The organism is Actinokineospora alba, assembly GCF_004362515.1.
In the GTDB taxonomy this organism is placed as follows: Bacteria; Actinomycetota; Actinomycetes; order Mycobacteriales; family Pseudonocardiaceae; genus Actinokineospora; species Actinokineospora alba.
In genome coordinates, this window is the sequence record NZ_SNXU01000001.1 from 4841927 (window position 1) to 4856684 (window position 14758).

The following is a 14758-nucleotide window of genomic DNA, read 5'->3' on the forward strand; positions in this document are numbered from 1 at the left end:
AGCATGTATGTGCGGAATCGTCGGATACGTCGGGGACCGCGACGCCACCCCGGTGCTGGTCGAGGGCCTGCACCGGCTGGAGTACCGCGGCTACGACTCCGCCGGCGTGGCCGTGCTGCGCAAGGGAAAGCTGGTGGTCACCAAGGCCGCCGGCCGCGTCCAGGAGCTGCGTGACCGGCTCGCCGAGTCCGCCCCGGTGGCCTCGACGATCGGCATCGCGCACACCCGCTGGGCCACCCACGGCGAGCCGTCGGACCGCAACGCCCACCCGCACCTCGACGCCGCGGGCCGGATCGCGGTGGTGCACAACGGCATCATCGAGAACGCCGAGCCGCTGCGCGCCCGGCTGACCGCCGAGGGTGTCGAACTCGCCTCCGACACCGACACCGAGGTCTTCGCGCACCTCATCGCCGCCGAACTCGGCACCGGCTCCCTCGAGGACGCCGTCCGCGCGGCCGTGCGGCAGGTCGAGGGGACCTACGGGCTGGTCGTGCTCGACCGGACCCGCCCCGACGAACTGGTCGTCGCCCGCAACGGCAGCCCGATCGTGCTCGGCATCGGCGACGGCGAGATGTACGTCGCCTCCGACGTTGCCGCTCTGGTGCACCACACCCAGCGCGTGGTGTTCCTCGACGACGGCGAGTTGGCCACCGTCAAGGCGAACGAGTACCGCACCTCCACGCTGGAGGCCCGGCGCACCAGCAAGCAGCCGACCACCGTCGACGTCCTCGCCGACGACTACGAGCTGGGCGGCTTCCCCGACTTCATGCGCAAGGAGATGGCCGAGCAGCCCGAGGCGGTCGAGCGCGCCCTGCGCGGGCGGCTCGACGAGCGCTTCGCCACCGCCCACCTCGGCGGGCTCGGCCTCGACGCGATGGCGCTGCGCGCGGTCCGCCGGGTCAAGTTCCTCGGCTGCGGCTCGGCGTACTACGCGGGCCAGATGGGCGCGACCCTCGTCGAGGAGCTGGCCCGCATCCCCGCCGACGCCGAACCCGCGTCCGAGTTCCGCTACCGCAACCCGGTGGTCGACCCGGACACGCTCTACGTCGCGATCAGCCAGTCCGGCGAGACCCTCGACACCCTGGCCGCCGTGCAGGAGCTGCGGCGCAAGGGCGGCCGGGTGATCGGCGCGGTCAACGTCGTCGGCAGCGCCGTGGCCCGCGAGTGCGGCAGCGGCGTGTTCCTGCACGCCGGGCCCGAGGTGTCGGTCGCCTCGACCAAGGCGATGACGAACATGACCGTCTCGTTCGCGATGCTCGCGCTGCTGCTGGGCCGCGTGCGCGACCTGTCGGCCTCGTCCGGCGCCCGGATCGTCAACGGGCTGCGCGCGCTGCCCGAGCACATCGAGCAGGTGCTCGGCACCGACGACGCGGTGCGGGAGGTCGCGCGGCACTACTCGAAGGCCACGCACATGTTCTTCCTCGGCCGGGTGCGCGGCTGGCCCGTCGCCCGCGAGGGCGCGCAGAAGCTCAAGGAGATCTCCTACGTCCACGCCGAGGCGTACCAGTCCGCGGAGCTCAAGCACGGCCCGCTCGCGCTGATCGACCCGGACATGCCCAGCGTGGTGGTCGTGCCGGACGACGAGCTGCTGTCGAAGAACCTCAGCACCATGGAGCAGATCAAGGCGCGCGGCGGCCCGGTCATCGCGGTCACCAACGCCGACCTGCCCGACGGGCTGGCCGACCACGTGATCCGCGTGCCGCGCGGCGAGCCGGAGCTGGACCCGATCGTGTTCACGATCGCCCTGCAGATGCTCGCCTACCACCTGGCCGTGGAGCTGGGCCGCGACGTCGACAAGCCGCGCAACCTCGCCAAGAGCGTGACGGTCGAGTAGGTCAGACCGCCTGGTGGGCGGCGAGGTAGCGGGTGTCGGCTCTCGGGTCGACCCGCAGCGCGTGCTGGCCTCGCCGCTCACCGGGACGGCCGCGCAGCACCTCGACGCGGTCCGCGCCCGGCCGGGTGAGCACCCAGCTCGACCCGGCCACCGCCTTGGCCTGCTTCTTCAGCGGGGCCAGCAGCCGCGAGGCCTCCCGGTAGGACGCGACCGTCCGCACGCCGCAGACCAGCGAGGCCAGCGACACGGTCACCGTCATGCCCTCGGTCACCCAGGTCTGGTCGACCACCCGGCCCGCGAGCGTGGCGATCTCGTCGAGCTCGGTGACGATCAGGAAGTCGTCGCCGCCGACGTGGCTGACCCGGGTGCCCGGCAGGTCCGCCTCGGCGTCGGCCAGGGCGCGGCCGATCGAGCGGATCAGGTCGTCGCCCGCGGCGAACCCGACGGTGTCGTTGACCGCCTTGAACGAGTCGACGTCGAGCCAGGCCACGACGAACATCTCGTTGTTGTGGATGCGGCGGTCGATCTCGCGGTCGACGATCTCCGCGCCGGGCAGCCTGGTCACCGGGTTCAGCGCGGCGGCCTGCTCGATCTTGGACTCGGCGACGCCGCGCACCACCTCGGTCAGCCGGACCACGCCCAGGCACACCCGGTGGTTGTCCACCACCACGATGTCGTCGCCCGCGCGCTCCCAGTCGGCGTCGCCGACCATCTCCAGCAGTTGCAGCCCGGTCGCGTCGGCGCGGATCACCCGCGGCGCGTCGGCGTGCCTGCTCGCGGGCTTCTTCGCGTTGAGGGCGTGGCCGTAGGGGCCGGTCACCGCGATCAGGAAGCGGCTGCGCTCCACCGAGTACGTCGGCCTGCCGTAGTTGTCGACCAGGATGACGCCGTTGATCGTCGGCGCCGCGGCGAGGGCGTCGCGGACCTCCTCGGCGGTCACCGTCTCCGGCAGGGTCGTCGCGGGGCGCAGGAAGTCGACGACCATCGGCACGCCGGGGGCCTCGTTGGTGGTCCGGGTGGTCGCGTTGAGCTCGATGATGTCGGCGACCTGGCGCGGCAGCGGCACCAGCGTCGTCGCGTCCGCCGTCTCACCCGCCAGCAGCGCGCCCTGGGCCAGGCGCACGCCGAGCCGGTTGAGGCAGAGCAGTTGGTCCTCGCTGTCGACGCCGACCGCGGCGAGTCGGATGCCGGTGCGTGAGCAGAAGTGGGCGAGGCTCTCCACGATCGCCAGGCTGGCGGGCTCGTCGGGCAGACCGCCGATCAGGTGCGCGTCGAGCTTGACCAGGTCGGGCGCGACGTCGGCGAGCAGGGAGAGCGGCAGGTCGCCGTCGCCGACCGAGTCGAACGCGATGCGGTAGCCGAGCTCGCGCAGCTGGTCGAGCCCGCGCAGCAGTTCGGCGCGGTGCACCTGGCTGAACGGCGGGCTGATCTCCAGGACCACCTCGGTCTGGTGCCGCCCGGTCTCCTTGAGCGCCGGACGCAACGCGGCGATCAGCTCCTCGGCCTTGGTCGCGGTCGCGGCGAGGATGTTCACGTGCAGCGGCACGGCGACATCGTGGCGCGCGGCGGCCAACACGGCACGGCTCGCGAGGGTGATGTCGGTTTCGACCAGGCGACCGGATTTCCCGGCTTTTCGGAGCAAGTCATAGATTCCGCCGGATTTGGGCCGCGCGAGTGCCTCCACCGCGACGGGCTCCCCGGTACGGGTGCTGAGCAACGGCTGGAACGCGAAACTGACGTCCTGAACCATGGTCACGGGCGTCATAGTGCCTGTTCCAGGCCCTTTTGTGAGCAGAGGTCACCAGCTGTTCACTTAGCTGTGGTCCACCTCACGACAGTTGGGGGAGCGGTGGACACACACGCAACCCGAAAGGGTGAATTATGCAAATGCGGCATTGGGAATGACTACCGCAGTATGGCCATGGTTCTGCGAATTCTCCACGGAACGTCCCGGAACAAGGCCGCCATCGCCGCGGTCGTCCCACGCACGTCGTCGCGGCCGGTGAGGTAGGCGTCGCGAAGGTCGGCGGGCAGGGCGAAGAAAGTGTCGAAGAAGGCCGGGAAGCGCTCGGCGGGCAGCGCGGTCAGGGTGCGCAGCCCGCGCAGGCGCAGCCCGTGGACGACTCGGGCGGCGGGGGACCAGACGGCCGCGCGGGCGGCGGCCCTGGCCTTCGCCGGTCCGTCGGGCAGGGCCGCGGCGATCGCCCCGGCGACCTGGGGGGCGACGGCGAGGGCGTCGCCCAGGCTGTACCCGGTGGCGGGATGGATCATCCCGCCTGCCGCCCCGAACGCGACCACGTCCCCACCCCACGGCGGCGCGATATCGAGGGCGAACCGCACCCACTCGGTCTCGTCGGTCAGGCTGATTCCCCGCGAGCGGAGCCGAGAGACCAGCACGTCGCGGGCCACCCCGGGACGGGCGGCCAGGCTCGTCTCCTCCAGCAGGACCCGGTTCCCGGGCAGTGGCACGGCGTAGAGGAAGGTGGCGAGGCCGTTGGCGGTGATCCAGTCGTCCATGAACACGGCCTCGCCGGGCGCCACGAAGGCGGAGGCGGCTTTCGCGGAAACGATCACCCCGAACGCCGTCTGCTCGGTCCGCGGCGGCCGGGGCGACCCTCCGGTCAGGACGCGTCGAGCCCCGGAGGCGTCGACGGTCACCGCGCAGGCGATGCGCCTGCCGTCGTCCAGGGTGATCGTGGATCCCCGCGGTCCGTGCTCGGCCCCGCGCACCCGCCCGGCGAACACGGTGACGTCGGACCGGGCGAACCCGGCGAGCACGGATTCGTTGTGCAGCACGCGATACCCACGCTCAAGCCGCCGCCCAGCCGCCCGCACGGCGGTGGCCCTGGTGACCTGCGCCTCCGGCGGGAGGAAAGCGCACTGGTCATCCCACACCCCGTACGTCGCCGCCCAGGGCCCATACGGATCAGGGTCCACCAGCCCGGTCCGCAACCCCAGCCCCGCGCAGTGATACGCCACCGCCCACCCCGCGGGCCCCGCCCCCACCACCACAACATCCACCCCCCGATCCCACCACGCCCACCCGCGAGTCGCCCCGCCAGGCAACCGAGTCGCCCCGTCCGGCAAGCGAGTTCGACATTGGCGAATCGCGAATGTCGAACTCGCTGACCTGGAGGGGCGACTCGGTTGCCTGGCGGGGCGACTCGCGGGTGGGTCAGGTGGGGAGGTGGGCGAAGTGGACGGTTTTGGCGGTGAGGAGGAAGAGGTCGGGGCGGAGGGCTACGCCTGCTGGGTCGGTGGGGTCGAGCAGGCGGTCGAGGGTGGCGAGGTCCTCGGCGTCCAGCGTCCCGTCGAGCATCGTGCGGCGGTGCCCCAGGTACCGGGTGACCGAAGCCCGCGGGCCCTCGGCCAACGGAGCCGGGTGGTCCACCAGGAAACTCTTCGAACGCACCGAGACCAGCCCCGCCGCCCGCAGCATCGAAGGCCAGTCCTCGACCACCGCCACCGACCCGGGAAGCTCCGCCCGCATCTGGCTGAACCGCTCCTCGCGGGCCGCGTCCAGCCGCGCCTGCAGCCCCGGCCTGCCGAAACCCAGGTCGCGGGGCAGCGAACGTGCGGGCAGTTCGCCCTCGACGACGGCCAGGACGCCGCCCGGTTCGAGGAGTCCGGCCAGCCGGTTCAGGGCGTCCTGCTGGTCGCCGACGTGGTGCACGACCTGCCCGGACCACACAAGATCCGCCCGCCCGAGGTCGGACAGTCCCTCCGGGAACGAAGCCACCCGCGTCCGCAGGCTCACGCCGAGCCGGGCGGCCCGCTTCTCCGCGCGTTCCAACAGTTCCGGCGATCCGTCCACCGCGGTCACCTCCGCGTCCGGGAACACCTCCGCCATGCGGCAGGCGGCCACGCCCGGTCCGCTGCCGATGTCCAGGACCCGACGCGGTCGCAGGTCGCGAAGCTCGTCGAGTGCCTGGCGCACATAGGGGCTGTGCGTCTCGCCTTCGAGTTCCAACATGTCGGCCATCGCGGCCCAGTCCAGGTGTGTCATAGCGCGCCCTCCAGCATTTCTTCCTCGATCAGGTCCAGGTTCACCGCGGCCGCCGCCGTCGCACCGGCCGCGGCGGCCGTCACTACCTGCGCCCTCGGGTCGACCACATTGCCCACCGCCCACACGCCCGCGACGCTGGTCCGTCCACTCGGGTCCACCGCGACCCAGCCGTCCACCCGGGCGCAGCCCAGCCCGGTCAGCAACACGTCATTGGGGACGAACGTCGGCGCTACGAACAGGGCTGACCGTTCCACCACCGACCCGTCCGCCAGCCGCACCCCGCGCAGCCGGTCGTCCTCGACGACCAACCCGTCGACCCGGCCGTCGACGATCCGCACCCCGCGCGCGGTCAGCTTGGCCCGACCAGGTTCGTCGAGCGTCCCGGCGAAGAACACGACATCGTCGGACCATTGCCGCACCAGCAGCGCCTGGTGCACCGACTCCGGTCGAGTGCCGAGCACACCGACCGGCTCGCCGCGCACCTCCCAGCCGTGGCAATACGGGCAGTGCAGCACGTCCTTGCCCCACCGCTCCCGGATTCCGGGCAACTCGGGCAGCTCGTCGCGTAGCCCCGTCGCCACGATCACCCGTCGTGCGCGGATCGTCCACTCGGCCAGTTCGACCTCGAAGCCGTCGCCCGCGACCCGCAGGGCGCGAACATCGCTCGGCACCACCCGTCCGCCGTACCGCTCGACCTCCGCCCGACCCGCCGCGACCAGCTCCGCGGGCGGCATCCCGTCGCGCGACAGGAACCCGTGGACCCCCTGCGCCGGCGCATTCCGCGGGGCGCCCGAATCGACGACCATGACCTGCCTGCGGGCCCTGGCCAGCACGAGCGCCGCGTTGAGCCCGCCCGCGCCCCCGCCGATGACCACTACTTCCTCCATGTGACACCTCCTGCGTACGACAGTGCGCCACAGCGGGCCGACTTGACAAACCTTGTTGCTGTTTCTGCAATAGAGGGATGGAAGAAGTACTGGCCGCGGTCGGACCCCGGCTCAAGCACATCCGCCACCAGCGCGACTGCACCCTGGCGGCGCTGTCGGAGAAGACCGGGATCTCGGTCAGCACCCTGTCCCGGTTGGAGTCCGGGCAGCGCAAGCCGAGCCTGGAGCTGTTGCTGCCGATCGCGCACGCCCACCAGGTGCCGCTGGACGAACTGGTCGGCGCGCCGCCGGTCGGCGACCCCCGGGTGCGGCTCAAGCCGGTCAGACACGGCGAGTTGACCGTGGTGCCGCTGACCCAGCAGCCCGGCGGTCTGCAGGCGTACAAAATGGTCATCCCGCCCCGCCGCGCCGAGCCGGACCCGCGAACCCATGAGGGCTACGAGTGGCTCTACGTGCTCAACGGCAAGCTGCGCCTCGTCCTCGCCGAGCACGACATAGTGCTCAAGGCGGGCGAGGTCGCGGAGTTCGACACCCGGCTGCCGCACTGGTTCGGCAGCACCGGCGACGAACCGGTCGAGATCCTCAGCCTGTTCGGCCCGCAAGGCGAACGCATGCACGTCCGCGCGAGTCCCCGCGGCAAGTAACCCGCAGCGGCTCTTGAGAAACCCGGCCCCCACCAGCTGGACCTAAGGGGACCGGGACGAGAGCCGACCACGGTGCCCACCGGACCGCACCTATGAGACTCGAGGCGACCAACCATGAAATTTCCGGGGAGGCGGACTAGCACTAGCCTCGGCGCTATGCCAGATCACCTCCGTCACCGTGAGTCCCGTCGCGACGCCGGGCCGGGTCCGGTCGACCTAGCCGCGACACCGTTCCGCGGGGACCGCGACCGGATCGTCGCCTCGCCGTTCTTCGCCCGGCTGGGCGGGGTGACGCAGGTGGTCAGCGCCAGCGGGTCCGGGCTGCTGCACAACCGGCTCACCCACAGCCTCAAGGTCGCCCAGATCGCGCGCGCGATCGCGGAGCGGCTGATCTCCAACCCGGAACTCGCGCCGCTGCTCGAGGACCTCGGTGGCTGCGACCCGGATGTGGTCGAGGCGGCGTCCCTCGCCCACGATCTCGGGCACCCGCCGTTTGGCCACCTCGGCGAGCAGGTCCTCGACCGCCTCGCCCGGCACCGGTTCGGCCTGCCCGACGGGTTCGAGGGCAACGCGCAGAGCTTCCGGATCATCACCACCACCGACACCCGCGGCCCGCGTGCCGCCGGTCTCGACCTCACCGCCGCCGTCCGTGCGGCGACGCTCAAGTACCCGTGGACGCGCCTGACGCACCCGTCTCCGCACCCGCGGGAGATGGCCGACCCGCCGCGCGGCGCCGCCGAGCCGAAGGACGCGCCGGGGACCGGGTCGAGCAAGTTTTCCGCCTACGTCACCGAACTCGACGACCTGACCCAGTGCCGCACGTCCTTCGACAAGCGGGTCGAGACCTGGCAGCAGACCGTCGAGTCCTCGGTCATGGACAACGCCGACGACATCGCCTACGCGATCCACGACCTTGAGGACTTCCACCGCATCGGCGTGCTGCAGCACGCGCCGGTGTCGGCGGAACTGGGGCAGTGGGAGTCCGACCGCGCCGAGTTCGCCGCCTTCGACGACGAGGAACTGGCCAAGCACCAGCGCAGGCCAGGCCAGTCCCTGGAGGCCCTGCGCCGCCGCCTGCACGCGCGCGACTCCTGGATGGTCGACGACGAGGTCTTCGCCGCGGCTGTGTCGCGCGTGCGCGACGAACTGGTCGACGACCTGCTGTCGGTCCCGTTCGACGGCTCGGTCGCCGCCGAACAGGCCTTCGGCCGCTTCGCGTCGGGCTGGACCGCCCGGCTCGTCGGCGGCGTGCACGTGCTGGCCGACCCGCCGACCCGGTCCGGGCACGTGCTGCTGGGCCGCGAGCAGTGGCACGAGGTGCAGGTCCTCAAGTTCGTCCACCGCCGGTTCGTCCTGCTGCGCCCGGATCTGGCCCTCTACCAGCGCGGACAGGCGCGGCTGCTGACGTCGCTGGTCGAGGCGCTGGAGCAGTGGATGAGCGACCGGTACGAAGCCGACCGACTCCCACGCAGGCTGCACGACCTGGTCGAACTCGCCCACAGCGAGTACCTGATGCTGGCCGCCGACCACCCGAGGACCCTCATCGGCGCGGCGGGCGAGCAGCCCTCGGGCCCGGCCGCCATCCTGTCGCTGGCCCGGGGCCGCGCGGTGATCGACTTCGTCGCGTCCCTCACCGACGGTCAGGCGGCGGACCTCCTGGAGGCGCTCTCAGGGCGCACCGGCCAGTTCTGGTCCGACTCCTTCGTACTCTGAGCCCATGAGCAAAGCGCGAACTGTCGCCGGCGGTGGTCGGGCGGTGGAGATCACCGCCGACCGGATCGCGGGCTGGTACGACCGGTTCGCCGACCGTCACGGCGGGATCAGCCGCACGGTGGCGACCGCGGAGTCGATCGTCGTCGAGGCGGTGGACGGCGCCACCGCGACCGTCGCGGTCCCCTTCGCGCCGCTCGACACCGAACCGGGGGAGTGGGCGGGACTGCGCGTCGACCTCCTGATCGCGCACCTGGAACGTCCACGCAAGGTCGGCTTGCTGCTGGTCCGGCTGGGCGGCCACAGCCTCGGGGTCGCCGAAGCCGGGAAGGTGACGGTGTCGCGCACCGACCGCAGACAGGTTCACGGCCGCAACGCCGCGGGCGGCTGGTCACAACACCGCTTCGCGCGCCGCCGGGAGGGTCAGGTCAGGCAGGCGATGGAAGCCGCCGCCCGCGACGTCGCCGACGTGCTCGGCACCCGAGTGTCCGAATTGGACGCGGTAGTTCTGGGCGGCGACAAGAGCGCTCTGGACATCTTGCGCGGACAGCGTTCGCTGGCCCCGGTGTTCGCATTGGCCGAACCGAGGGTCCTCGACGTCCCCGACCCCCGCCGCACCGTGTTGGACGATGCGGCCGAACGCGCCTTCTCAGTGGAGATCGTCGTGCGCGACAGCTGACTCCCAGCTGACACACAGCCAGGACACAGAATCGGTGCGCACAGTGGACGTATGACCGACACACCCAGGCCGAACCCGGACGACCGCGCCGCAGGCAAGGCAGCAGACGCGGCAGGCACACCGTCGGACCCAGGCGCTCAACCGACGGCACCCCTGCCGGACCCGAACCAGCCCCCAGCCGCTCATCCCGCTGCCGCCCAGCCCGGTCAGGCTCCCGCCCAACCCACGGCCGCACTCCCGGACCCGTCCGCCGGTCACTCCGCTGCCGCTCAACCCGCAGCTGCCCAACCTGCTGCCGCCCAATCCGCTGCCGGCGCTCATCCAGCCGCTGCCGCTCAACCCACGACCGCCCTGCCAGCCGAACCCGTCGCCGGTCAGCCGGTCGCCGCCCCACCGGTGGCCGCCGCGAAACCGAAGCGAACGGTGAGTCTCCTGGTCGCGGGACTTGTCGGCGCGGGATTGCTGGCCGCGGGCGGCATCGGCGGCTACTTCATCGGCGAAGCAGACGACCGCCGAGGCGGCCCGGGCTTCGCCCGCGAAGAGCGCATGGGCCCAGGCCCAGGACGAGGCCCACGCGGACACCACGGACCTTGGGAAGAGAGGGGCGAACGCCGAGGCGGCATGCGCGCCCCCGGCGATTTCCGCCCGCCAGGTGACCCGGCAACTCCACCAACCCGGCCAACTCCGCCACCGGCCCCCACCTCAGCCGCACCCGCCCCCACCACGACCACAGGCTGAGGGGCATCGGGCGACCAACCACCCACCACAATCCCCCGACAACATCCAAACAACCAAGGCCGACCACCCACAGCCCCACCCCGAACGAGGAAACCCGAAGGGATAGCCGGGTGCACTGGGCGAGTGGGCAATGAGCATGCTTTTAATCCCTGCTCTACCCCCTGCCCCCTCGTCCTGGCCATCTTTAACTCTCGATCATCGGTGTCAAGGGTCGGCTTGCCGATCGCGCAGCGACGGCGCTTGCGCCGCCCTTGACGCCGATGATCGAGAGTTAAACAATTGTGGCCGAGGGAGACTGATTTCCCTTGGGAGCCAACAAGAACTCGGGGATCAACGTGGTGGGCCCCTCTGGCGCGATTGTTTAATTCTCGATCATCGCTGTCAAGGGCGGCCGTAAACGGCCGTCGCTGCGCGATCGCTGCGCGACCCTTGACAGCGATGATCGAGAATTAAAAGCGGCCAGGACGAGGGGCAAGGGGGAAGTGCAGGGGCGAAGTGCCGTCCCTGGACGTGACCACGTCCGGAGGTGCAAGGGCAAGGGCATCCCTGAAAGTGATCAGGCCCGGAGGTGCAGGGACAAGGGCATCCCCGAAGGTGACCACGTTCGGAGGTTCAGGGCGAAGCGCCGTCCCTGAGGGGGTGCTCGTCCAGGGTGTGGTGATGAAGAGCTGTCTGGCTCAGAAGTAGCCCTTTGTGCCGTCTACGAGTTCCCGAATCGCGTCCATGTGGCCGGCATGGCGGGCGGTTTCCTCGATCATGTGGAACAGGACCCACCGCAGTGATGCCGACCCCGATTTGTAATCGCGGTTCTTTCCGATGTCGTCAAGAGCGAACGCGGCCATGGTTTCGTTAGACGACTCGCATTCGCGTTCGTACTCTTCCAGCAGCTGTGCCAACGGGATGCCCTCCACCCGCATGTCGGCATCTTCCGGAAGGGCTTCGTCGAACTGGGGGTTTTTCGCCGGGGATTCGTTGTTCAGCAAGATCTGGAACCAGCAGTGCTCGACCCACCGCAGGTGCGACACGATGCCTGCCAGCGTCATCAAAGGTGAGCCGGGAAGGACCGGGCGGTGGGCGTCATCCTCGGACACTCCCTGGCACTTCCATCGAATGATGTCGCGCTGCATGTCGAGCCAGCCGACGAGTTGGGTGCGTTCGTCGGCGTCGTATGCGGGGCGGGTGGGGGTGATCGTCATGGCGCGGACGCTACTTCAGGCCCGCCGAGCCCCGCGACGGTGTTTCGGCGGGCCTGAAACGCGGTCTATCCGAGTGTCCCTGTGGCCAGCAGACCTCCGTCGACACGGATGGTTTCGCCGGTGATCCACGCCGACCTGTCCGACGCCAGGAACGCCACCAGGCCGGCCACGTCGTCGGGCACCCCGAGCCGCTTCATCGGGTATGCCTCGGCCGTCTTCTCCTCGCCTTCGGCGTACAGCGCTTCCGCGAAGCGGGTCTTCACGACGCCCGGTGCGACCGCGTTCACCCGGATCTTCGGGCCCAGTTGCCACGCCAGTTCCTCGGTCAGCCGGATCAGCGCCGCCTTGCTCGCCCCGTAGGCCGCGATCACGCCGGTCGAGCGCAGGCCTGCCACGGACGCGATGTTGACCACCGAACCGCCGTGTTCGCCCATCCAGGACTTCACCGCGAGCTGGATGAACCCCAGCGCGCCCACCACGTTGGTGTCGAAGATCTTCCGCACGGCGTCGAGGTCGGCGTCCACCAGGGCCCCGTACACCGGGTTGATCCCCGTGTTGTTGACCAGGATGTCCAGCCCGCCCAACTCCGCGATCGTCCGCGCGACCACCGCCGCCCGGTCGTCAGCCGAACTCGTGTTGGCCGCGACCGCCAGCACTGAAGCCCCGGGGACCGTCGCGCGGATCTCCTCAGCGGCGGCGTCGAGTGCCTCCTGCTTGCGGGCCGAGATCGCCACGGCGGCGCCGCCGCGGGCGAGTTCGATGGCGATGGCCAGTCCGATGCCTCGGCTGGCCCCGGTCACCAGGGCGGTCTTACCCGCGAATTCACCGTCAGTCATGGCTGCACGATAGCTAAGCGAGCGCTTAGGTTCGAGTGCGGCCGGAAACCGGTCGACGTCGTCTCGTAGACTGGACCCGTGCTCTTCATCGACTGATGTGCGGGAGGGCTCGTCCGCCGCGGCGGATGGGCGGATGACCCCTGCCACGAAACCAATGCGATCGATGGAGCTTTGACGTGATCACCGCTACTGACTTGGAACTGCGCGCGGGTTCGCGCATCCTGCTCTCCGACGCCACCCTGCGCATCCAGCCGGGCGACCGGATCGGCCTGGTCGGCCGCAACGGAGCGGGCAAGACCACCACGCTGCGTGTCCTCGCCGGCGAAGGCGAGCCCTACGGCGGCGACGTCCGGCGCACCGGCGAGATCGGCTACCTTCCCCAGGACCCCCGCGAAGGCGACCTGTCGGTCATCGCCCGCGACCGCGTTCTCTCCGCCCGCGGGCTCGACGAGCTGCTGCGTGAGATGGAGAAGGCGCAGACCTCGATGGCCGAACTGGTCGACGAGGGCAAGCGCGACGCCGCGGTCCGCAAGTACGGCAGGCTCGAGGAGCGCTTCTCCAGCCTCGGCGGGTACGCCGCCGAGAGCGAGGCCGCCCGGATCTGCTCCAACCTGGGCCTGGCCGACCGTGTGCTGGCCCAGCCCCTGTCCACGCTCTCCGGTGGCCAGCGCCGCCGGGTCGAGCTGGCCCGCATCCTGTTCGCCGCGTCCGAGTCCGGCGCGGGCGGTGGCTCCGGCACGATCCTGCTGATCGACGAGCCCACCAACCACCTCGACGCCGACTCGATCGCGTGGCTGCGCGGGTTCCTCAAGGGCCACAGCGGTGGCCTCGTGGTCATCAGCCACGACGTCGACCTGCTCGCCGACGTGGTCAACAAGGTCTGGTTCCTCGACGCCGTGCGCGGCGAGGTCGACCTCTACAACATGGGTTGGCAGCGCTACCTCGACGCGCGCGCCGCCGACGAGAAGCGCCGCAGGCGTGAGCGGGCCAACGCCGAGAAGAAGGCGGGCGCCCTCATGGCGCAGGCCGACAAGATGCGCGCCAAGGCCACCAAGGCCGTCGCCGCGCAGAACATGATGAAGCGCGCCGAGAAGCTCGTCGCGGGCCTCGACGAGGTCCGCCAGGGCGACAAGGTCGCCAAGATCCGCTTCCCGGAGCCTGCCCCCTGCGGCAAGACGCCGCTGATGGCCGAGGGGCTGAGCAAGTCCTACGGTTCGCTCGAGATCTTCACCGGCGTCGACCTCGCCATCGACAAGGGATCACGCGTCGTCGTGCTCGGCCTCAACGGCGCGGGCAAGACCACCCTGCTGCGCCTGCTCGGCGGCATGGAGAAGGCCGATTCCGGCGGCGTCATCGCGGGCCATGGCATGCGCCTGGGCTACTACGCCCAGGAACACGAGACGCTCGACCACGACGCCAGCGTGTGGTCCAACATCCGCCACGCCGCACCCGACACCCAGGAACAGCAGCTCCGGTCACTGCTCGGCACGTTCCTGTTCAGCGGCGAACAGCTCGACCAGCCCGCCGGGACGCTCTCCGGCGGTGAGAAGACACGCCTCGCGCTGGCCGGTCTGGTCTCCAGCCGGGCGAACGTGCTGCTGCTCGACGAGCCCACCAACAACCTCGACCCGGCCAGCCGCGAACAGGTCCTCGACGCCCTGCGGCGGTACTCCGGCGCCGTCGTCCTGGTCACCCACGACCCCGGAGCGGTCGAGGCGTTGGAACCCGAGAGGGTGATCCTTCTCCCTGACGGGACCGAGGATCACTGGTCTCCGGACTATCTCGAACTCGTTCAGCTCGCCTGAAATATGGCATTACGCAGGGATCTTGTATTCGAAGATCACCCTGTGTCCCGAAGCGGGTATCTGCAGTGATCAGCGCTGTCGCACACCTTTTTGTCATCTCGTCTGGCAATCCGCGCTTCAGTGTTCGATCATTGCGGCGGTAGGGGTCTTCAAGGCCCCGACCACTCGCGACGGAAGGCGGACAACGTGGCTGACCTCAAGAAAGGCGCGCGGATCACTGGTGCCACGCGCGACAAACTTGCCGGAGACTTGAAGAAGAAGTACGAGAAGGGCGCCAGCATCCGAGCGCTCGCGGAAAGCACCGGACGTTCCTATGGATTCGTGCACCGAGTCCTCTCGGAGTCCGGCGTGACCCTCCGCGGGCGCGGCGGAGCGACGCGAACGAAGAAGAAGTAGCGAGCGCCGCGCGTCCGTCCGGCTGAG

General features: G+C 70.4%; 12 protein-coding genes. 6 read left to right on the plus strand and 6 right to left on the minus strand.

The window, feature by feature from the left end:
• Positions 1-7: 7 nt before the first annotated feature.
• Entirely contained in the window at positions 8-1834 is a 1827-nt protein-coding gene (gene glmS, locus C8E96_RS22315; RefSeq protein ID WP_091383874.1) for a glutamine--fructose-6-phosphate transaminase (isomerizing), read from the plus strand.
• Between the two features lies 1 nt (position 1835).
• Here the strand turns inward: glmS and C8E96_RS22320 are convergent, their stop codons facing one another.
• From C8E96_RS22320 to C8E96_RS22335, 4 genes are all read right to left on the minus strand, one after another.
• Entirely contained in the window at positions 1836-3584 is a 1749-nt protein-coding gene (locus tag C8E96_RS22320; RefSeq protein WP_324187081.1) for a GGDEF domain-containing protein, read from the minus strand.
• Between the two features lie 155 nt (positions 3585-3739).
• Complete coding sequence (locus C8E96_RS22325) at positions 3740-4855, minus strand: lycopene cyclase family protein (protein WP_091383877.1); 1116 nt, start codon at positions 4853-4855, stop codon at positions 3740-3742.
• 154 nt (positions 4856-5009) lie between these two features.
• On the minus strand, positions 5010-5840 hold the full coding sequence (locus tag C8E96_RS22330; RefSeq protein WP_091383879.1) for a class I SAM-dependent methyltransferase: 831 nt from the start codon (positions 5838-5840) through the stop codon (positions 5010-5012).
• Complete coding sequence (locus tag C8E96_RS22335; protein WP_091383881.1) at positions 5837-6727, minus strand: NAD(P)/FAD-dependent oxidoreductase; 891 nt, start codon at positions 6725-6727, stop codon at positions 5837-5839. The genes C8E96_RS22330 and C8E96_RS22335 overlap by 4 nt, the downstream gene beginning before the upstream one ends.
• A 77-nt stretch (positions 6728-6804) precedes the next feature.
• Here C8E96_RS22335 and C8E96_RS22340 point away from each other — a divergent pair, with 77 nt between their 5' ends.
• The 3 genes from C8E96_RS22340 to C8E96_RS22350 all read left to right on the plus strand — a co-directional run bounded on the left by C8E96_RS22340 (position 6805) and on the right by C8E96_RS22350 (position 9760).
• Entirely contained in the window at positions 6805-7371 is a 567-nt protein-coding gene (locus tag C8E96_RS22340) for a helix-turn-helix domain-containing protein (protein WP_091383884.1), read from the plus strand.
• A 156-nt stretch (positions 7372-7527) separates the two neighbouring features.
• Entirely contained in the window at positions 7528-9084 is a 1557-nt protein-coding gene (locus tag C8E96_RS22345; protein ID WP_091383886.1) for a deoxyguanosinetriphosphate triphosphohydrolase family protein, read from the plus strand.
• Between the two features lie 4 nt (positions 9085-9088).
• Entirely contained in the window at positions 9089-9760 is a 672-nt protein-coding gene (locus C8E96_RS22350) for an acVLRF1 family peptidyl-tRNA hydrolase (protein WP_091383888.1), read from the plus strand.
• 1415 nt (positions 9761-11175) lie between these two features.
• Here C8E96_RS22350 and C8E96_RS22355 read toward each other — a convergent pair.
• Together C8E96_RS22355 and C8E96_RS22360 are read right to left on the minus strand one after the other, a co-directional pair.
• The gene (locus tag C8E96_RS22355) at positions 11176-11694 is read right to left on the minus strand and encodes a DinB family protein (RefSeq protein WP_091382466.1); all 519 of its coding nucleotides are present in this window, start codon (positions 11692-11694) and stop codon (positions 11176-11178) included.
• 65 nt (positions 11695-11759) lie between these two features.
• Positions 11760-12530 carry an SDR family oxidoreductase gene (locus C8E96_RS22360; RefSeq protein WP_091382464.1) on the minus strand — a complete coding sequence of 257 codons (771 nt, stop codon included), beginning with the start codon at positions 12528-12530 and terminating at the stop codon, positions 11760-11762.
• 176 nt (positions 12531-12706) lie between these two features.
• Here C8E96_RS22360 and C8E96_RS22365 point away from each other — a divergent pair, with 176 nt between their 5' ends.
• Together C8E96_RS22365 and C8E96_RS22370 are read left to right on the plus strand one after the other, a co-directional pair.
• Complete coding sequence (locus tag C8E96_RS22365) at positions 12707-14335, plus strand: ABC-F family ATP-binding cassette domain-containing protein (RefSeq protein ID WP_091382463.1); 1629 nt, start codon at positions 12707-12709, stop codon at positions 14333-14335.
• Between the two features lie 186 nt (positions 14336-14521).
• Positions 14522-14731, plus strand: coding sequence for a helix-turn-helix domain-containing protein (locus C8E96_RS22370; RefSeq protein WP_091382460.1), 210 nt, complete (start codon positions 14522-14524; stop codon positions 14729-14731).
• The last annotated feature ends 27 nt before the right edge of the window (positions 14732-14758 follow it).